At 72.0% G+C, this 18,075-nt stretch carries 17 protein-coding genes; 8 read left to right on the top strand and 9 right to left on the bottom strand.

Features of this window, described 5'->3' with window-relative positions; all coding sequences use genetic code 11:
* Nucleotides 1-110 precede the first annotated feature (110 nt).
* The 3 genes from ftsH (at nt 111) to AB0E91_RS11835 (ending at nt 3,374) form a co-directional block, all read left to right on the top strand.
* Nucleotides 111-2,150, top strand: coding sequence for an ATP-dependent zinc metalloprotease FtsH (ftsH, locus tag AB0E91_RS11825; protein ID WP_361778870.1), 2,040 nt, complete (start codon nt 111-113; stop codon nt 2,148-2,150).
* A gap of 110 nt (nt 2,151-2,260) precedes the next feature.
* The gene (gene folE, locus AB0E91_RS11830; RefSeq protein ID WP_361778873.1) at nt 2,261-2,866 is read left to right on the top strand and encodes a GTP cyclohydrolase I FolE; all 606 of its coding nucleotides are present in this window, start codon (nt 2,261-2,263) and stop codon (nt 2,864-2,866) included.
* A 118-nt stretch (nt 2,867-2,984) separates the two neighbouring features.
* The gene (locus AB0E91_RS11835) at nt 2,985-3,374 is read left to right on the top strand and encodes a hypothetical protein (protein ID WP_361778876.1); all 390 of its coding nucleotides are present in this window, start codon (nt 2,985-2,987) and stop codon (nt 3,372-3,374) included.
* A gap of 3 nt (nt 3,375-3,377) precedes the next feature.
* Here the strand turns inward: AB0E91_RS11835 and AB0E91_RS11840 are convergent, their stop codons facing one another.
* From AB0E91_RS11840 to AB0E91_RS11865, 6 genes are all read right to left on the bottom strand, one after another.
* Nucleotides 3,378-3,866: a DUF3180 domain-containing protein gene (locus tag AB0E91_RS11840; protein ID WP_361778879.1), complete on the bottom strand. Its 489-nt coding sequence runs from the start codon at nt 3,864-3,866 to the stop codon at nt 3,378-3,380.
* A gap of 60 nt (nt 3,867-3,926) precedes the next feature.
* Complete coding sequence (folK, locus tag AB0E91_RS11845) at nt 3,927-4,538, bottom strand: 2-amino-4-hydroxy-6-hydroxymethyldihydropteridine diphosphokinase (protein ID WP_361778882.1); 612 nt, start codon at nt 4,536-4,538, stop codon at nt 3,927-3,929.
* Nucleotides 4,535-4,894 (bottom strand): dihydroneopterin aldolase, encoded by a 360-nt coding sequence (gene folB / locus AB0E91_RS11850; protein ID WP_361778885.1) that lies wholly within the window; start codon nt 4,892-4,894, stop codon nt 4,535-4,537. Before folB ends, folK begins: the two co-directional genes overlap by 4 nt.
* Before the next feature lie 231 nt (nt 4,895-5,125).
* Nucleotides 5,126-5,656, bottom strand: coding sequence for a nuclear transport factor 2 family protein (locus tag AB0E91_RS11855; protein WP_361778888.1), 531 nt, complete (start codon nt 5,654-5,656; stop codon nt 5,126-5,128).
* A complete protein-coding gene (gene folP, locus AB0E91_RS11860; protein ID WP_361778891.1) occupies nt 5,653-6,555 on the bottom strand; it encodes a dihydropteroate synthase in 903 nt (300 codons plus the stop codon). The genes AB0E91_RS11855 and folP overlap by 4 nt, the downstream gene beginning before the upstream one ends.
* A gap of 127 nt (nt 6,556-6,682) precedes the next feature.
* Nucleotides 6,683-8,521: a phosphatidylglycerol lysyltransferase domain-containing protein gene (locus AB0E91_RS11865; RefSeq protein ID WP_361778894.1), complete on the bottom strand. Its 1,839-nt coding sequence runs from the start codon at nt 8,519-8,521 to the stop codon at nt 6,683-6,685.
* Nucleotides 8,522-8,723: 202 nt separating this feature from the next.
* On the opposite strand from AB0E91_RS11865, the gene AB0E91_RS11870 reads away from it, so the two are divergent.
* The 3 genes from AB0E91_RS11870 (at nt 8,724) to AB0E91_RS11880 (ending at nt 12,570) form a co-directional block, all read left to right on the top strand.
* Nucleotides 8,724-9,857: an alpha/beta hydrolase-fold protein gene (locus AB0E91_RS11870; RefSeq protein ID WP_361778897.1), complete on the top strand. Its 1,134-nt coding sequence runs from the start codon at nt 8,724-8,726 to the stop codon at nt 9,855-9,857.
* Nucleotides 9,858-9,953: 96 nt separating this feature from the next.
* A complete protein-coding gene (locus AB0E91_RS11875) occupies nt 9,954-11,324 on the top strand; it encodes a hypothetical protein (RefSeq protein ID WP_361778900.1) in 1,371 nt (456 codons plus the stop codon).
* Between the two features lie 97 nt (nt 11,325-11,421).
* Nucleotides 11,422-12,570 (top strand): NADH-quinone oxidoreductase subunit D, encoded by a 1,149-nt coding sequence (locus AB0E91_RS11880; RefSeq protein WP_361778903.1) that lies wholly within the window; start codon nt 11,422-11,424, stop codon nt 12,568-12,570.
* Nucleotides 12,571-12,576: 6 nt separating this feature from the next.
* On the opposite strand, the gene AB0E91_RS11885 is transcribed toward AB0E91_RS11880, so the two are convergent.
* Together AB0E91_RS11885 and AB0E91_RS11890 are read right to left on the bottom strand one after the other, a co-directional pair.
* The gene (locus AB0E91_RS11885) at nt 12,577-13,599 is read right to left on the bottom strand and encodes an SAM-dependent methyltransferase (RefSeq protein WP_361778906.1); all 1,023 of its coding nucleotides are present in this window, start codon (nt 13,597-13,599) and stop codon (nt 12,577-12,579) included.
* A 79-nt stretch (nt 13,600-13,678) separates the two neighbouring features.
* The gene (locus AB0E91_RS11890; RefSeq protein ID WP_361778909.1) at nt 13,679-14,515 is read right to left on the bottom strand and encodes an NAD(P)H-binding protein; all 837 of its coding nucleotides are present in this window, start codon (nt 14,513-14,515) and stop codon (nt 13,679-13,681) included.
* 234 nt (nt 14,516-14,749) lie between these two features.
* Here AB0E91_RS11890 and AB0E91_RS11895 point away from each other — a divergent pair, with 234 nt between their 5' ends.
* Together AB0E91_RS11895 and AB0E91_RS11900 are read left to right on the top strand one after the other, a co-directional pair.
* Nucleotides 14,750-15,955 (top strand): sensor histidine kinase, encoded by a 1,206-nt coding sequence (locus AB0E91_RS11895; RefSeq protein ID WP_361778912.1) that lies wholly within the window; start codon nt 14,750-14,752, stop codon nt 15,953-15,955.
* Between the two features lie 56 nt (nt 15,956-16,011).
* Nucleotides 16,012-16,683, top strand: coding sequence for a response regulator transcription factor (locus tag AB0E91_RS11900; protein WP_361778915.1), 672 nt, complete (start codon nt 16,012-16,014; stop codon nt 16,681-16,683).
* 84 nt (nt 16,684-16,767) lie between these two features.
* Here AB0E91_RS11900 and AB0E91_RS11905 read toward each other — a convergent pair whose 3' ends face one another.
* Complete coding sequence (locus tag AB0E91_RS11905) at nt 16,768-17,874, bottom strand: DUF5937 family protein (RefSeq protein WP_361778918.1); 1,107 nt, start codon at nt 17,872-17,874, stop codon at nt 16,768-16,770.
* Nucleotides 17,875-18,075 lie beyond the last annotated feature (201 nt).

Consider the following 18,075-nt stretch of genomic DNA (forward strand, 5'->3'; position numbering starts at 1 on the left):
GTCCGCACCGCTCCGTGCGGCTGCGGGCGTCCATGCTGGGGTACCGTCAGAAGAACTGTCTTATCAAACTCACTATGGCAGGAGGGACGGGGCGACACCGCTCCGTATGGATGGACGTGAAGCGATACTTCCGTGGGCCGGTCATGTGGATCGTGCTGGCCGTCCTTGCCGTGGTCGTGTTGATGACGGTCGTCGGCCAGTCCGGCGGCTACAAGACGGTGGACACAGGCCAGGTCGTCGCCGCGATCAACGACAACAAGGTCGAGTCGGCCAAGGTCACCACCGGTGACGAGCAGACCATCAAGGTCAACCTCAAGCCCGGCGTCAAGATCGAGGGCAGCTCGAAGATCCAGGCGAGCTACATCGGCGACCAGGGCGTGGCCATCGCCCAGACGCTGCAGAACAAGTACCAGGACAAGCAGATCGCGAAGGGCTACACGGTCTCGCCCTCGAAGCAGAACCCGTTCGTCGGTGTCCTGCTCTCGCTGCTGCCCTTCGTCCTGATCGTGGTCGTCTTCCTGTTCCTGATGAATCAGATGCAGGGCGGCGGCTCCCGGGTCATGAACTTCGGCAAGTCCAAGGCGAAGCTCATCACCAAGGACACGCCGAAGACCACGTTCGCCGACGTCGCGGGCTGCGACGAGGCGGTCGAGGAGCTCCAGGAGATCAAGGAGTTCCTCCAGGAGCCGGCCAAGTTCCAGGCCGTCGGCGCCAAGATCCCCAAGGGCGTGCTGCTCTACGGCCGTCCCGGTACCGGCAAGACGCTCCTCGCGCGCGCCGTCGCCGGTGAGGCCGGGGTGCCGTTCTACTCGATCTCCGGCTCCGACTTCGTCGAGATGTTCGTCGGTGTGGGCGCCTCCCGCGTCCGCGACCTGTTCGAGCAGGCCAAGGCGAACGCCCCGGCGATCGTCTTCGTCGACGAGATCGACGCGGTCGGCCGCCACCGCGGCGCCGGCCTCGGCGGTGGTCACGACGAGCGCGAGCAGACGCTGAACCAGCTCCTGGTCGAGATGGACGGCTTCGACGTGAAGGGCGGCGTCATCCTGATCGCCGCCACGAACCGGCCCGACATCCTGGACCCGGCGCTGCTGCGTCCCGGTCGCTTCGACCGGCAGATCGCGGTCGACCCGCCGGACCTCCAGGGCCGCCTGGAGATCCTCAAGGTCCACCAGAAGGGCAAGCCGGTCGCGCCCGACGTCGACCTGGCCGCCGTCGCCCGCCGTACGCCGGGCATGACCGGTGCCGACCTCGCGAACGTGCTGAACGAGGCCGCGCTGCTCACCGCCCGCAGCGACCAGCGTCTGATCGACAACAAGGCGCTGGACGAGGCGATCGACCGTGTGGTCGCGGGCCCGCAGAAGCGGACCCGGATCATGTCGGACAAGGAGAAGAAGATCACCGCGTACCACGAGGGCGGTCACGCCCTGGTCGCGGCGGCCTCGCCGAACTCCGACCCCGTCCACAAGATCACGATCCTGTCCCGGGGCCGCGCCCTGGGCTACACGATGGTGCTCCCGGACGAGGACAAGTACTCGACCACGCGCAACGAGATGCTCGACCAGCTCGCCTACATGCTGGGCGGCCGGGCGGCGGAGGAACTGGTCTTCCACGACCCGACCACCGGCGCCGCGAACGACATCGAGAAGGCCACCAACGTGGCCCGCGCGATGGTCACCCAGTACGGCATGACCGAGCGGCTCGGCGCCATCAAGTTCGGCGGCGACAACAGCGAGCCGTTCCTGGGCCGTGAGATGGCTCACCAGCGCGACTACTCGGAAGAGGTCGCCGCGCTGGTGGACGAAGAGGTCAAGAAGCTCATCGAGACCGCGCACAACGAGGCGTGGGAGATCCTGGTCGAGAACCGCGACGTGCTCGACAACCTCGTCCTGGCCCTCCTGGAGAAGGAGACCCTGGGCAAGGAGGAGATCGCCGAGATCTTCGCCTCGATCCACAAGCGCCCGCCGCGGCCCGCGTGGACCGGCTCCTCGCGCCGTACGCCCTCCACCCGCCCGCCGGTGCTCTCCCCCAAGGAGCTGGCACTGACCAACGGTGCGAACGGCGCCACGGCCGCGATCAGCACGATCAAGTCCACGGCCGCCGAGTCGGCCCCGGTCACGGAGCAGTCCCCCGAGGACCGCACCGACAGCTGACCCTTCGGCCACCTGGCCGGAATGTATGCCGCGCCCCCCGGGTTCTAGCCTGGGGGGCGCGGCATTTCGCCATGTCCGCGCGGGCGAGACGTACAGGAACGAGGCAACACATGACCGACCCCGTGACGCTGGCCGGAGACGGCACCGTCGGCGAGTTCGACGAGAAGCGCGCCGAGAACGCGGTCCGCGAGCTACTGATCGCCGTCGGCGAGGACCCGGAGCGCGAGGGGCTGAGGGAGACTCCGGCGCGAGTCGCGCGGGCCTACCGGGAATTGCTGGCGGGGTTGTGGCAGAAGCCGGAGGAAGTGCTGACGACGACGTTCGACCTGGGGCATGACGAGATGGTCCTGGTGAAGGACATTGAGATCGTTTCCCTCTGTGAACATCATTTGCTGCCATTCCATGGCGTAGCTCACATTGGGTACATTCCGGCGGAAACAGGCAAGATCACCGGCCTGTCGAAGCTGGCGCGTCTGGTCGAGGTCTTCGCCCGCCGTCCGCAGGTGCAGGAACGACTCACCACGCAGATCGCCGACTCCCTCATGGGCATCCTGGAGGCGCGTGGCGCGATCGTCGTCATCGAGGCCGAGCACATGTGCATGTCGGTCCGGGGAATTCGCAAGCCCGGCGCCAAGACGACCACCTCGGCGGTGCGGGGGCAGCTCCGTGACGCGACGACCCGCGCCGAGGCCATGAGCCTGATACTGGCGCGCTGACCCGATTGTCAGTGGTGCCCGATAGCGTCCTTGATCAGTCCGGGGCCATGTTCGTCCGGGTATCTCAAGCGGGATCTCCCGGGCTTCCGGGTACGGGTCGTTTCGTCCTACCTGGCGTGTGGTCCTCCGTGACATCGACACCTTCGAGGGCTTCCTGGACGGATACATCGAGGGAGACGGCTTCCGTCACAAGAAGTGGGACGGGCGCACCGTGGTCAGTGCCAATGTGCCCTTCCTCGCCGAACTGGCTCGAATCATCGGCGCGAGGTTCACGCCACAGCCAAGGGGGCGTACGTCTGCATTGGTCGTCACTGACCGCTGGCAGCGGCGAGGCACCTTCCAACCCGAGCACCACCCGCTGGAACCGGACGAGATCACCTGGGCGCACGTACGGGATGTGCGTCCGCGCAGGGCCGAGGGGGCCAAGCCCTTCACCCTCTACAGCTATCGGCTGGACCCCTACCCAGGCTTCCTCGTCAATGGGTACCTGGTGCGTCAGGGCGGGTAACCGTCAGGCCGCCGGGTGGGGGCGGCCGTTGTGGTTGTCGTCGTCTTCCGGGAGGCGGCAGACGCGCTCCAGGAAGACGGCCGCCGCTATGACGGCGATGCCGGCGAGGACCGCGAAACCGGCGTAGATGGCCTGGTCGCGGCGGGCCGGGAGGTCGAGGAGTTCCAGGAGGAAGACGCCGGTGCCGCCGTAGATGCCGGAGACGAGGGCGGCGACCAGGGCGCTGGCGTGGCCGAAGACGACCGCGCGGGCGGCCATCATCGGGTCGACGCCCTTGGCGTCGGGGCGGCGTTCGCGCTGGGCCTTGAAACGGCCGCGCAGGGAGATCGCCGTGGCGAACAGCACCACGGCGATCAGCGCGAGGACGATGGGGGCGGCCAGCGGCACGCCGGGCAGCGTCCCGAGCGAGTTCCACAGGCGGGCGCCCGCCCAGGACAGGACGCCGGCCACGACGAACACGCCGGCCAGCACCCTGATGCGCAGCTGTTTCACGGTGTCCCTTCAGCTCCCCCCGGACCGGTCCCGGGCCGTGGTCGTCCCCGACCTTAACGACTACTCGGGCAGTCGGAGTTCCAGATCCGCGCGGGGAGCGACGCCCTCGCGGGTGACGGCCGACAGCAGCGCGGCCACCGTGCCCCGGCCCGGCAGTTCGGCCGCCGGGTCCACGTCGTACCAGGGGGCGAGGACGAAGGCCCGCTCGTGGGCGCGCGGGTGGGGAAGCGTCAGCTCGGGGTCGTCGGAGGTGACACCGGCGTAGGCGACGATGTCCACGTCCAGGGTGCGCGGGCCCCAGCGCTCGTCGCGCACCCGGTGGAAGGCGTCCTCCACGGCGTGCGCCCGCTCCAGCAGGGAGGACGGGGGCAGGGTGGTCTTCAGCAGGACGACCGCGTTGAGGTACGCGGGCTGGCTGCCGGGCTCGACGCCCCACGGCTCCGTCTCGTACACCGGGGAGACGGCCTTCACCCGTACGCCCGGGGTGTCCTCGAAGGCGTCCACGGCGGCCTGGAGCGTCTCCAGGCGGTTGCCCAGGTTGGCGCCGAGGGAGAGCACGGCCCACTGGGGGTTGTGCAGGGTCGAGTCCGCGTCGTCCACCTTCTTGACGACGGACGCGGGGACCGGCTGGACGGTCGGGTCGTTCTGACCCTTGGCGAAAGGTCGGGTCATGCTCGGCTCCGGAGGATGGTGACGGTCACGTCGTCGAAGGGCACGGTGATCGGCGCGTCCGGCTTGTGGACGCACACCTCGACCTCCTGTACCGCGTCGTGCTTCAGGCAGGTCTGGGCGATCCGCTCGGCGAGGGTCTCGATGAGGTTCACCGGCTCGCCCTCGACGGCGGCCACGACCTCCTCGGCCACGAGGCCGTAGTGCACGGTCTTCGCCAGGTCGTCGTCGGCCGCGGCCGGCCGGGTGTCCAGGCCGAGGACGAGGTCCACGATGAAGGTCTGGCCCTCCTCGCGCTCCCTGGGGAACACGCCGTGGTGCCCGCGGGCCTTCAGGCCGCGCAGCGCGACACGATCCACGCGAATCACTCCTGCAATCGTCGGGAACGGCCGGTCGGTGCCGCGAGCGGGCGGCGCACCGGCCTTGGACGAATCTACCTGCGGGCACCGGCATGACCGGGCCACGGGGTGTCGGCCGGTGCCCGGCCGGGACCGTTCACAGGGAGGGAACCCGGTGAATTCCGGCCGCGCCGCCGACTGGTGACCGCACCTACCCGGGCGAGGGTGATTCCAACCACTCCCGCCCGGTGTTCAGGCCAGGGTGCCGTCGTCGTCCGGGTTCGAGTCGTTGTCCTCGTCCTCGTCGTCGTCGGCGCCGGCGAGCACCGGGGAGGCGTGGTGCGACCAGAGCTTCCAGCCGGCCGGGGTGCGCCGGAAGGCGTTGGTGGCGACGACCAGCTGGCCGACCAGCGGTCCCAGCTCCTCGCCCTCCTCCGGGGCCGGGCCCCCGCTGAGGATGTTCTCGGTGCAGGTGACCAGCGCCGTGTCGCCGGTGACGGAGACGTGCACGTCGGTCAGGAAGAACTGGATGTAGTCGGTGTTCGCCATGATCAGCGCGTACGACCTGAGGACCTCGCCGCGTCCGGTCAGCACCGGCCAGCCGGGGTGCACGCAGGAGATCACGCCCGCGTCGGCGGGGTCGTGGTACTCCTCGTCCACGCCGAGGTCGGCGGGGGTGAGCCAGAGACCGGCCAGTTCCTCGAAGTCGCCGCGCTCCAGCGCCTCGTAGAAGGCGGTGTTGGCGGCGGAGACCTGTTCGACGTCCAGATGCGGCGCGCTCACCGCGCTCCTTCCGACGGCGTACCGGCCGCGGGGTCGTGTTCCCGGGCCGCCTCGACCGCCCGGGCCACGCGCACGGCGTCGGCCGTGGCGCGCACCTCGTGCACCCGTACCGCCCAGGCGCCCGCCTGGGCGGCCAGCGCGGAGACGGCGGCGGTGGCCGCGTCGCGCTCGCGGGCGGGCGGGGTGACGCCGTCGGGCCCGGCCAGCACATGGCCGAGGAAGCGCTTGCGGGAGGCGGCGACGAGCAGCGGGTGGCCGAGCGCGCGCAGCCGGTCCAGGCGGGCGAGGAGGGCGAGGTCGTCGTCGGCGTCCTTGGAGAAGCCGAGGCCCGGGTCGACGACGATCCGGTCCGGGGCGACACCGGACGCGAGGACGGCGTCCACCCGCGCGCGCAGCTCGTCCACGACCTCGGTGACGACGGCGTCGTACTGCCCCCGGACGTTGCCGCCCTCCAGCAGGCCGCGCCAGTGCATCACCACGAAGGGGGCTCCGGCGGCGGCGACCACGGGGAGCATCGCGGGGTCGGCGAGGCCGCCGCTGACGTCGTTGACGAGGGCGGCGCCCGCCGCGAGGGACTGCTCGGCGACCGAGGCGCGCATGGTGTCCACGGAGACGACGACGCCCTCGGCGGCCAGGCCGCGCACCACGGGGATGACCCGGCGCAGCTCCTCCGCCTCGTCGACACGCGTGGCGCCGGGGCGGGTGGACTCGCCGCCCACGTCGACCAGGTCGGCGCCCTCGGCCACCAGGTCGAGGCCGTGCTTGACGGCGGTGGTGGTGTCGAACCAGCGGCCGCCGTCGGAGAAGGAGTCGGGGGTCACGTTGACGACCCCCATGACGGCGCACCGGTCCCATTCCGGCAGGCCCGCCACCCGGCCGCGTCCGCTGTGGTTGTTCATACGTTCAGCGTAGGCCCCTGAGGGGGCCCGGCTCGCGCGACGGCCCGGACCGGGCGGCCCTGTGAAAAAGGAGCCGTGTCCCGGTCCGGGCCGTCGTACGGGCTCGGAAGGGCGTGCGCGGTGCCGGTCAGGCGGCGCGTACGTCGTGTTCGGCGGCCGCGTGCCCGCAGGGCCGGGGGGTGGTGGCCCGGCGGCCGCGCAGAAAGCGCGGCAGGGGCAGCGCGAGGTTGACGAAGCCCTCCGCCTGCATGGCGGCGAAGCCGATGCGGGGCAGGTCGGCGGAGGCGCGGTAGACGAGGAAGCGGGGCTCCCAGCGCGGCTGGAACTTGGCGTTGAACTTGTACAGCGACTCGATCTGGAACCAGCGCGAGAGGAACACGAGGAGGCCGCGCCAGGCGCGCAGCACCGGGCCCGCGCCGATCTTCTCGCCGCGCGCGAGGGCGGAGCGGAACATCGCGAAGTTGAGCGAGACCCGGGTGATGCCGAAGCGGGGCGCGGCCTGGAGGGCGGCGACGATGAGGAGTTCGTTCATGCCGGGGTCGGCGGAGCGGTCGCGGCGCATCAGGTCGAGCGAGGCGCCGTCGGTGCCCCAGGGCACGAAGTGCAGGATCGCCTTGAGGTCGCCGTAGGGTCCGGGCACCTCGTCCTGCTTGTGGGCGGTGGCGATCAGGCAGTCGCCGTCGGCCGGGTCGCCGATGCGGCCGAGCGCCATGGAGAAGCCGCGCTCGGTGTCGGTGCCGCGCCAGTCCTCCGCCGCGCGGCGGAGGCGCTCCAGCTCGGCGTCGCCCAGGTCACGCACCCGCCGTACCCGGGTCTCGTAGCCGGCCCGCTCGATGCGCTTGACCATCTGGCGCACGTTGCGCATCGCGCGTCCGGCGAGCGAGAAATCCGCCACGTCGACCACCGCCTCGTCGCCCAGCTCCAGGGCGTCGAGGCCGGTCTCGCGCGTCCACACCTCGCCGCCCGTCTCCGAGCAGCCCATGACGGCCGGGGCCCAGGAGTGGGCCTTGGCGACGTCCATGAAGCGCTCGATGGCGCCGGGCCACGCCTCCACGTCGCCGATCGGGTCGCCGCTGGCCAGCATCACGCCGGAGACGACGCGGTAGGTGACGGCGGCCTTGCCGCTCGGGGAGAAGACGACGGCCTTGTCGCGGCGCAGCGCGAAGTGGCCGAGGGAGTCGCGGCGGCCGTGCCGCTCCAGGAGGGCGCGCAGCCGGGTCTCGTCCTCCTCGGTGAGGCGGGCGGCCGGGTGTTCCGGGCGGAAGGCGAGATAGCTGGTGGTGGCGGCGGTCAGCCAGCCGAGCGCGCCGAGCGAGAAGGCGACCGTCCAGGAGGTGCTGCCCTGGTAGCTCACCGGGCCCTCGAAGCCGAACAGGCCGTAGACGACGTGCGTCAGCCGGTCGGCCACGCTCGGGTCGCCGATCGTGCGGCCGGGGTGGACGCTGACGATGACCAGTCCGAGGGCGACGGAACCGGCGCTCATGAGCACGAAGTTGGCCAGCGCCCACCAGCGGCTGCGCGGGTCGGGCAGCGCGGCGAACTCGCGGCGGTAGCAGAGCAGCACCGTGAACAGCACGAGCGAGATGAACATGCCGATGAGCGAGTGCCGGTACAGGAACTGGGCGACGGCGCCCGCGGGCAGCAGCGCGACGGCGGCCCGCCAGGCGCGCCGCTTGCGCCGTTTGAGCCCGTGTCCGAGCAGCAGCAGAAGCACACCCGCGCTGAGCGAGAGCGCCGCCGCGAACGGCCCGAAGGAGCCGGGCAGCACCTCGGCGAGGGCGTGCATACGGCTGTGACGGAAGCGCGGGAACACCCCCGCGGCGATGTCCACGACGCCCACGAGGGCGCACGCCCGGCCCGTCAGGACGGGAACGGCCTCCGGGCGCGGACCGCGCGGAAGCCGCGGTACCCGCCTCGGTCGGGCCGGAACCTGACCTGACTTTTCCCCATCTATCCTGACAGACATCGCATCCCGTAGTTCTGCGAGAGACCTTGAATCCCGGTGCCGATCGGGGCATCCGGCCACATTGCGCCTTCTAGGACGGTGTGCCGGTCTCAGAGGTTCACTCCTCTTCGGAAAGCCGGGTCAAAGGTCAAGGAAAGCCCTGGGCAAGACCACTCGACGAAGCGTGGTGGCCGGGGCCAGGACGCAGACAGGAAAACAGCCCATGGGTCTCACGAGTAACAAACTGCTGCTGCTGGCGATCGTGTTCGCCGTCGCGTTCTTCGGCGCGACGCTGTGGCTGTGGCCCCGGCTCGCCCGGTCGAACTGGCGTACCCTCGCGGGCCGCGCCGGGCTCCTTCTCGCCACCCAGTTCGTGCTCCTCTGCTCCCTGGGCCTCGCCGCCAACCAGGCGTTCGGCTTCTACGCGGGCTGGGCCGACCTGTTCGGCACGGAGACCAACCAGGGCATCGTCATCGACCAGTCCACCAACAGCGGTACGGGCGGCCCGCTCCAGGTCGTCTCCACCGCGCAGGTGAAGGGCGGTCCGGGACCGAGCGCCAATCCGCGGACGGCGGGTCAGATCCAGAAGGTGAACATCGTCGGCCGCTCCTCGCACCTGGTGACCCCGGCGTACGTCTATCTGCCGCCCGAGTACTTCCAGCCGCAGTACCGTTCCCGCACCTTCCCCGCGGCCGTGGTGCTGACCGGCTATCCGGGTACGGCCCAGGCGCTGATCTCCAATCTGCACTATCCGCGCACCGCGCGGGAGCTGGCGAAGAACGGCCGGATGCAGCCGATGATCCTGGTGATGATGCGGCCGACCCTCGCCCCGCCGCGCGACACCGAGTGCGTGGACGTGCCGAAGGGCCCGCAGACCGAGACCTTCTTCGCCAAGGACCTGCCCGAGGCCGTGCTCACGCACTACCGCGTGGGCAGGCACGCGGACAGCTGGGGCATCGTCGGGGACTCCACCGGCGGCTACTGCGCGCTGAAACTGGCGATGCGTCACCCGGGCACCTACGCGGCCGGCGCCGGGCTCTCCGCGTACTACACCGCGCCGGTCGACCCGACCACGGGCGACCTCTTCCACGGCGACCGGAACCTGCGCGATCACGCCGACCTGCACTGGCTGCTGAAGCACGAACCGGCGCCCGACACCTCGCTGCTCGTCACCAGCAGCCGGGTCGGCGAGCACAACTACAAGGAGACCCTGAACTTCATCAACGAGGTACGGGCCACGGACCGGACCAGGATCTCCTCCATCATCCTGGAGAGCGGCGGCCACAACTTCAACACCTGGCGGCGGGAGATCCCGCCGACCCTCCAGTGGCTCAGCCAGCAGCTCGCCGACCACTGAAACCGGACAACCTGACACTGTGTGACGCGTGCCGGGTGGCCGGATTTTTAGGCCACCCGGGTCCATGGGCCGCCTACGCGCGGTAAGTTTCTGGCCATGCCACGTGGACGCCACCGTCATTCCCCGCCTCTGCACCGGCTGCTGCCCTCCACGGCCATCGCCGGAATCGCCGTTGTTTGCGCGCTGGGCCCCTGGGTGTTCACCGGTGCCGCGGTGCCGCGGGCGCTGGCCGCCGTCGTCGCGCTGACCGCCGTCGCCGGTGCCGTCGTGATGCACCGCTGGGACGCGCAGGCGGGCAAGCAGGTCGCCGACCTCACGCGCGCGCGGGCCAGCGACGAGTGGCGCTTCGAGGAACGCGTCGCCGAACTGGAGACCGACCTCGAGGAGGCCCGCGAGCTGCGCGCCAAGCTGGAGCGGCGGCTGCGTGCCAAGCGCGCCGAGCTGGCCGGGCTGCGCAACGAGCACGCCTCGCTGCTGCGCCGGTACGCCACGGCCGAGACCGAGCGCGCGAGCGCCCTGGAGGGACGCCGGCTCCTTGAGCTGGAGGCGGGCGACTCCGCCGACACGCTCGCGCTGCCGCCCGGGACGGGCGCGGAGGCCGAAGTGACGGCGCCTGTCGCGGAGTCGACGGAGTCGGCGGAGCCGGACGAGGTGACGGAGCCGACGGAGCCGACGGAGCCTCAGCCTTCGGCGGAGAGCGAGGACGTGGAATCGTCCCGCCCGGAGTCCGCCGTGGTGGCCGCTTCGGTGTTCTCCGCCGAGGGCGCGGAGCTGTACCGGCGCGCCGGGGTGGCACTGGCGCGGCTCGACCGGGACCGGGAGGCGTCCAAGGCCGAGGCCGAGGCCAAGGAGGCCAAGGCCGAAACCGCGAAGGCCGAGTCCATACGGGCCGAGGCGGCGACGTCCGAGCCCGTGGAGCCCGAGCCCGTCGACGCGGAACCCGACGCGGACACCGCCCCGCAGGCGGACGGCGCGGCCGACACCGAGGCCGAGACCGGCACCGGCACCGGCACCGGCACCGGCACCACGGTCGTGACGGCTACGGGGACCGCCCCCGACGCCGAGCCCGACACCCACACCCGCGCCGAAGCCACGTCTGAAGCCACGCCCGAGCCCGAGGCCGTCGTCGAGGCGCACACCTCCGCGCGTCACGCTCGCCGGGACGGCCACTTCACCGTGCCGACCGCCGTGGCCGTCGTATCGCCCCAGCCCACCCGGCGTCCGGGTGTCGAGGGCGGGTTCGACTTCTTCGGCACCCAGAAGCAGACCGCGACGCCCGCCCTGGGCGGCGTGCAGAACGAGGACCTGGCGGATGTCGTCGGCCAGGAGGCGCTCGCGCTGCACAAGGCGGACGCGGAGTCCGGCTACAAGCCCGCCACCGGCACGGCCGGCCAGGTCATCGACCTGACCGCGCACGACGAGACGGAGCACATCGACGTACAGGGGCTGCGCAGCGTGGTCTCCTGACCGGCGCCGCAGCGCCCGCGAGCCCGGCCCTCCCGACCAGGGAGCGCCGGGCTCGCCCGTTTCCGCCACCCGCGCGCGCGTAGGGGAGACTGGGACCATGACAGCGACCCAGACCACGGTCGGGATCGGCGGCGCCGCCGAGAGCACCGACATGGTGCTCAACATCGGCCCCCAGCACCCCTCCACGCACGGCGTGCTCCGGCTGCGGCTCGTGCTGGACGGCGAGCGCATCCAGCGCGCCGAGCCGGTGATCGGCTACATGCACCGCGGCGCCGAGAAGCTCTTCGAGGCCCGCGACTACCGCCAGATCATCATGCTCGCCAACCGCCACGACTGGCTGTCGGCGTTCTCCAACGAACTGGGCGTCGTCCTCGGGGTGGAGCGGATGCTCGGCATGGAGGTGCCCGAGCGCGCGGTGTGGACGCGCACGCTGCTCGCCGAGCTGAACCGGGTGCTCAACCATCTGATGTTCCTCGGCTCGTACCCGCTGGAGCTGGGCGGGATCACGCCCGTCTTCTACGCGTTCCGGGAGCGCGAGGTGCTCCAGAACGTCATGGAGGAGGTCTCCGGCGGCCGGATGCACTACATGTTCAACCGGGTCGGCGGTCTCAAGGAGGACCTGACCGACGGCTGGACCGGCCGCGCGCGCGAGGCCGTCGCCGCCGTGCGCTCCCGCATGGACGTCTTCGACGACCTGGTGCTCGGCAACGAGATCTTCCGGGGGCGTACGCGGGGCGTGGGCGCGCTGGCGCCCGAGGCCGTGCACGCCTACGGCGTGAGCGGGCCCATCGCGCGCGCCTCCGGCGTCGACTTCGACCTGCGCCGCGACGAGCCGTACCTGGCCTACGGCGAACTCCAGGACACCCTCAAGGTCGTCACCCGCACCGAGGGCGACTGCCTGGCCCGCTTCGAGGTCCTGCTTGAGCAGACCCACAACGCCCTCGACCTCGCGGACGCCTGTCTGGACCGGCTCGCGGAGCTGCCGCCTGGCCCGGTCAACCAGCGGCTGCCCAAGGTGCTCAAGGCGCCCGAGGGCCACACCTACGCCTGGACCGAGAACCCGCTCGGCATCAACGGCTACTACCTGGTCAGCAAGGGCGAGAAGACGCCGTACCGGCTCAAGCTGCGCTCGGCGTCGTACAACAACATCCAGGTCCTCGGCGAACTGCTGCCGGGGACGCTGGTGGCGGACATGGTGGCGATCCTGGGGTCGATGTTCTTCGTGGTGGGGGACATCGACAAGTAAGCGTGGCTAGAGGGGAGTTGGGTCGATCCCGACCGGCTGGAGGAGCCAGCCGAAGTCGCCGAGGCCGCCCGTTGCGGTGAGTTCGGCGGCCTCTCCGGCGCGCGCGAGGGCGCGGACGTAACCGGCCGGGTCCGTGGTGGCCAGCGTGAGCGGGGGGCGTGCGCCGGTCACGTCCAGGGCGCGGAGGGCCTCGCGCTGGGTGAGCAGACGGGGGGCGGCTGCGGCGGAGGCTTCGGCTCCGGCCGCCGCGCACGCGTCCAGCGCCACATGCGCCGTGATGTCGCAGGACCCGTCCGGGACCGGGGCCGTCTCCCGGCCCTCCCGGAAGCCGGTGAGGGTGCCGAACGGGGGGCGTGCGCCGAGCGCGTGGGTGTAGTCCACGGCCACCGCGAGGCCCCGCTCGATCCGGCGCACGGCCGCCGCCCAGGCCAGGTCACGGGGCAGCCCGATCTCCGCCCGCGCACCCCGCTCGGCGGGCAGCGGCCACCAGCGGTCCAGCCAGTCCGCCGTCGGGCCGTCGCCGAGCGGTTCCCCTAGCCGTTCGGTGCCGTCCGGGGCGACCAGGACGTGCCGGGGAACGCCCGCGGGGTCCGTCTCGGCGACGTCCACGGGGACGTTGTCCAGCCATTCGTTGGCGAACAGCAGCCCGGTGACGGTGTCCGGCAGTTCGTCCCGCCAGTCGATCCGCCCGTCCAGGTCCGCCGGGCGGTCCGCGAGTTCCACGGCGTACGCGCGCGTGCGGGCCGCCACGTCGGCGGGCAGGGCGGCGAGGACCCCGGTGACGAGTTCACCGCGCCCCGCCCCGAGGTCCGCGAAGTCCAGCCGCTCCGGCCGCCCCAGCGCCTCGTCCACCCGGCACAGCAGCCGGGCCACCGCCGCCGCGAACAGCGGGGAGGCGTGCACGGAGGTGCGGAAGTGCCCGGCGGGGCCCTCGGGGCGCCGGTAGAAGCCGCCGGGGCCGTACAGGGCGTCCTCGGCGGCCGCCCGCCAGCCGCGCCACTCGTTCTCCGCGCCGGGTTCCTTCGTCACCGGGACAGCCTAGGGGGTGTCTCCCCGAGCTTCGCGGGCCCGCGAAGCCCGGGGAGACACCCCCTAGGTCCCGCCGGGATCAGCGCTTCCGGAAGTCCCCCGCGTGGTCCTCGGCCCACCGTTCGAAGGTGCGGGCCGGGGTGCCGGTGACCTTCTCCACGGTGTCGGTGATCTCCGGGGGTACGCCGACGGTGGCGGCGAAGCTCTCCAGCAGGGACCGTACGAACTCCGGCGGGGCGTGCGGGAACAGCTCGGGCCCCGCCTCCGCCGCCGGCACCTCCACGAAGGTCAGGTCGCGACCGGTCGCCCGCGCGATCGCGGCGATCTGGTCGGTGTTGGTGGTCGCCTCCGGCCCGGTCAGGCGGTGTACGGCGCCTTCATGGCCGTCGTCGAGCAGCGCGCGCTCGGCCACGGCGGCGATGTCGTCCTCGTGGATGGGCGCCGTGAGCATGTCCGCGAAGACCCCGCGCACGGTGTCGCCCTCGCGGAGCTGCGGCGCCCACTGGAGGGAGTTGGTGGCGAACGCGTTGGGGCGCAGGAACGTCCAGGTGAGGCCGCTGTCGCGGACCTGCCGCTCGGCCGTGGCGTGCATGACGTGGATGGGGTGGCTCTCGTCGGTGCTCCCGCCGACGATGCCGGAGGAGAGCAGCACGACGTGCCGTACCCCCGCGGCGCGCGCGGCCGCGAGGAGGCCCGGGATGTCCCCGCCCCCGGCCTGGACGTAGAGGAAGAGCCCGGTCACCCCGTCGAACACGGCGCCCGGATCGTCCGGCCGGAAGCGGACCACCTCGGCGCCCTCGGGCAGCCCGGCGTGTTCCGGGTCGCGGGTCAGGGCCCGTACCGGCTCGCCCGCGGCGACGAGCCGTTCGACGAGGGCACGTCCGACATTGCCGGTGGCGCCGGTCACTGCGATCACGATGGCCTCCTGGGGCTCGGGTGGATCGTCCTTGCCTGGCGGGGCCGAGCCTAGGGGGACGGACCGGCGCGGGCATCGGCCTGGAGGACCAGTGCGGCCTGCTTCCCCGGCCCTAAGGCCATGGCCTTCCCTGGCCCCAGGATCACGGCATCCACCTTGCGGCGTACACGTATCGCGTACGGATCGCCCCTCCGGCTGACCCCGGTCACGCCCGCGCTACCTACTCTGGGTTACGTGCAGCGCCTCTATGACTTCCTCCGTCGCCACCCGACGTGGGTCGACTGCTTCTGGGCCGTCGTCCTGCTCGGGGTCTCCGGCGTGAGCGTCGTGAACATGGACGGCACCCCGGGCCACCACGGCTCGTACGCCGCGGCCTGGGCCGTCTCCGTGGTCCTGTGCGCGGTCCTGGCCCTGCGCCGGCGCCTGCCCGAGATGATGCTGCTCGTGGTGCTCGCCACCGGAGTGGTCCAGCTGATCCTGGACGTCCAGCCGGTCGCCGCCGACTTCGCCATGCTGGTCATCACCTACACGGTCGCCGCGACCGGCGCGCGCTGGGCCTCCCGGCTCGCGCTCGCCGGCAGCCTGGTCGCGGCCTCGCTGGCGCAGGTGCGCTGGCCGAACGAGCACACCAGCGGGCTCGGGCAGGTCGCGCTCGCCGTGTTCCAGACCGTGCCGTTCGCGCTCGCCTGGGTGCTGGGCGACTCCATGCGCACCCGGCGCGCCTACTTCGCCCAGCTGGAGGAGCGCGCGGCGCGCCTGGAGAAGGAGCGCGAGGCGCAGTCCAAGGTCGCGGTGGCCGCCGAGCGCGCCCGGATCGCGCGCGAGCTGCACGACGTGGTCGCGCACAACGTGTCCGTCATGGTGGTCCAGGCCGACGGCGCCGCCTACGTCCTCGACGCCGCCCCCGACCAGGCCAAGAAGGCCCTGGAGACGATCTCCTCCACCGGCCGCCAGGCCCTCGCCGAGATGCGCCGCCTGCTGGGCGTGCTGCGCACCGGGGAGCACCAGGAGAGCGGGGAGTACGTCCCCCAGCCCGACGTCGGCCAGATCGACGACCTGGTCGAGCAGTGCCGCAGCGCGGGCCTCCCGGTGGACTTCAGGATCGAGGGCACCCCGCGCCCGCTGCCCAGCGGGGTCGAGCTGACCGCGTACCGCATCGTGCAGGAGGCGCTGACCAACACGCGCAAGCACGGCGGCCCCGAGGCGGGCGCCAGCGTGCGTCTCGTCTACTTCGACGACGGGCTGGGCCTGCTGGTCGAGGACGACGGCAAGGGAGCCCCGCACGAGCTGTACGAGGAGGGCGGCGCCGACGGCCAGGGACACGGGCTCATCGGCATGCGCGAGCGGATCGGCATGGTCGGCGGCACCCTGGACGCCGGGCCCCGGCCGGGCGGCGGCTTCCGCATCAGTGCCCTGCTGCCGCTCAAACCGGCGCACTGACCCCGTCGTACGCCCCCTGTTCACCCCCGCTCCCACCCGATACCGGAAGAGGACCCATGACGATCCGCGTGATGCTCGTCGACGACCAGGTGCTGCTGCGCACCGGGTTCCGGATGGTGCTCGCCGCCCAGCCGGACATGGAGGTCGTCGCGGAGGCGGGCGACGGCGTGGAGGCGCTCCAGGTGCTGCGCGCCACCGAGGTCGACGTGGTCCTCATGGACGTGCGGATGCCCAAGCTGGACGGCGTGGAGACCACCCGGCGGATCTGTCTGGAGCCCGACCCGCCGAAGGTGCTCATCCTGACCACCTTCGACCTGGACGAGTACGCCTTCTCCGGGCTCAAGGCGGGCGCCTCCGGCTTCATGCTCAAGGACGTGCCTCCGGCCGAGCTGCTGAGCGCGATCCGCGCGGTGCACAGCGGCGACGCGGTGGTGGCCCCCTCGACCACCCGCCGGCTGCTCGACCGCTTCGCTCCGATGCTGCCCGCCGCCGGACCGCAGCCGCCGCACGCGGAGCTGTCCCGGCTGACCGAGCGTGAGCGCGAGGTCATGATCCTGGTCGCGCAGGGGCTGTCGAACGGCGAGATCGCCGCGCGTCTGGTCCTGTCCGAGGCGACCGTGAAGACCCATGTGGGCCGCATCCTGACCAAGCTCGGGCTGCGGGACCGGGTGCAGGTGGTCGTGCTGGCGTACGAGACGGGGCTGGTGCGGGCGGGCGGGAACGGCTGAGGGAGGAACGGCCGAGAGGGGAACGGCCGAGACGGGAACGGCTGAGGCGGGGCGCGTCGGGGGAGCGCGCTTTGAAGGACCGTTTCAGCGCAGAACGCCCTCCAGGAAGTCGCTGCCGAGCCGCGCCACCGCCGACAGATCCAGCTGGTGCCGTACGTACCGGCCGCGCCGGCAGCTGGTGATCAGCTCGGCCTTCTTCAGCACGGCCAGGTGGCGGGAGATCTCCGGCGCGGACATGCCGTGCGCGTCGGCCAGTTCGCCGGTGCTGTGCGGGCCGCGCGCGAGATGGCGGCACAGCCGCAGCCGGGTCGGGTGGGCGAGGGCCTCCAGACGGCGGGTGAGCTGTTCGACGGTGGGGGCCTGCGGGCGGGACGCCTGGGCCGGGTAGATGATCACGGGCTGCCAGCCGTACCGGTGCAGGACCAGGACGTGCGGCCAGCCGATGCCGGTCGGGACCAGGACCAGGCCGCCGTCACCGGTGGCGGTACGGCCCACCAGGAGCTTGTCGACCGTGACGGTGCGCGCCTCCTCGTCGACCGTGATCGCGTTGGACAGCGAGGAGAGGGCCTCGGCGGCGCCCTTGTGCCGCAGCAGTTCGGTGCGGTGCCGGGCGTCCGCCGCCAGCTGGGTCTGGGTGCGCGCCCAGAGGTCCGCGAAGAACGCCTCCTCGCAGTCGAGCACCAGCCTGCGGAACCAGGCGCGTACGGCGGGCGGGTCGTCCAGGAGCCGCCGCGTGAACCGCTCCTGGCGCGCCCCGCGCGCCGCCGCCAGCTCCAGGGCGCGGCAGCGGGCCCCCGGATCGGTGAGCGGGCTCGGATCGGGCCGGGTGTCCCGGAAGGGCTGGCAGCTGAACTCCATCGCCGCCGTGACGAACTGGTCGTCCGTCAGCTTGTCCAGCAGCTCCAGCTCGTCCTGGAGCGTGGCGCCGGGGATCGTACGGCGGCCGGGGATGCCCGCCGACGGCAGGAAGATGTCGGAGATCGTCGTCCGCCACAGGAACTCCGCCTCGCACAGCCGGTCCGCGAGACACGCCTCAAGGCGTCCGTTCACCCCGGTCGCCCAGCCGTGCAGCTGGGGATGGTGGCCGGTCTCGCTGAGGGCGTGCAGCGCCATCCCCAGCTCCGCCAGCGGCGAGGGCACGGCGGTGATCCGCTCCGCGGGCAGCCCGTCGATGTCGATCGTCACGCTCATGGCGCCCATCGTGCCCTGTGCCTCCGGCGGTTCGGCGGCCGATTGACACGAGCCGTCAATCGACGGGACAGGACGTGGGCGGGGGAGCAGCGTGGGGCCGGTCCACGTCCCGATAGGCGGAGTCCATGAACCTCACTCAACAGCACCTGTTCGACACCTACCGCGCGCGCTCCCACGCCGCCCCCGAACCGCCTGCTCCCG

This window comes from Streptomyces sp. NPDC026659 (assembly GCF_040638245.1).
In the GTDB taxonomy this organism is placed as follows: Bacteria; Actinomycetota; Actinomycetes; order Streptomycetales; family Streptomycetaceae; genus Streptomyces.

What these genes read in the sequence shown, in the direction of transcription:
- ftsH (WP_361778870.1), top strand. Translation starts at nt 111, where the DNA reads ATGGACGTGAAGCGATACTTCCGTGGGCCGGTCATGTGGATCGTGCTG.
- folE (WP_361778873.1), top strand. Translation starts at nt 2,261, where the DNA reads ATGACCGACCCCGTGACGCTGGCCGGAGACGGCACCGTCGGCGAGTTC.
- folK (WP_361778882.1), bottom strand. Translation starts at nt 4,538, where the DNA reads ATGACCCGACCTTTCGCCAAGGGTCAGAACGACCCGACCGTCCAGCCG.
- folP (WP_361778891.1), bottom strand. Translation starts at nt 6,555, where the DNA reads ATGAACAACCACAGCGGACGCGGCCGGGTGGCGGGCCTGCCGGAATGG.
- AB0E91_RS11865 (WP_361778894.1), bottom strand. Translation starts at nt 8,521, where the DNA reads ATGTCTGTCAGGATAGATGGGGAAAAGTCAGGTCAGGTTCCGGCCCGA.
- AB0E91_RS11870 (WP_361778897.1), top strand. Translation starts at nt 8,724, where the DNA reads ATGGGTCTCACGAGTAACAAACTGCTGCTGCTGGCGATCGTGTTCGCC.
- AB0E91_RS11875 (WP_361778900.1), top strand. Translation starts at nt 9,954, where the DNA reads ATGCCACGTGGACGCCACCGTCATTCCCCGCCTCTGCACCGGCTGCTG.
- AB0E91_RS11880 (WP_361778903.1), top strand. Translation starts at nt 11,422, where the DNA reads ATGACAGCGACCCAGACCACGGTCGGGATCGGCGGCGCCGCCGAGAGC.
- AB0E91_RS11900 (WP_361778915.1), top strand. Translation starts at nt 16,012, where the DNA reads ATGACGATCCGCGTGATGCTCGTCGACGACCAGGTGCTGCTGCGCACC.
- AB0E91_RS11905 (WP_361778918.1), bottom strand. Translation starts at nt 17,874, where the DNA reads ATGAGCGTGACGATCGACATCGACGGGCTGCCCGCGGAGCGGATCACC.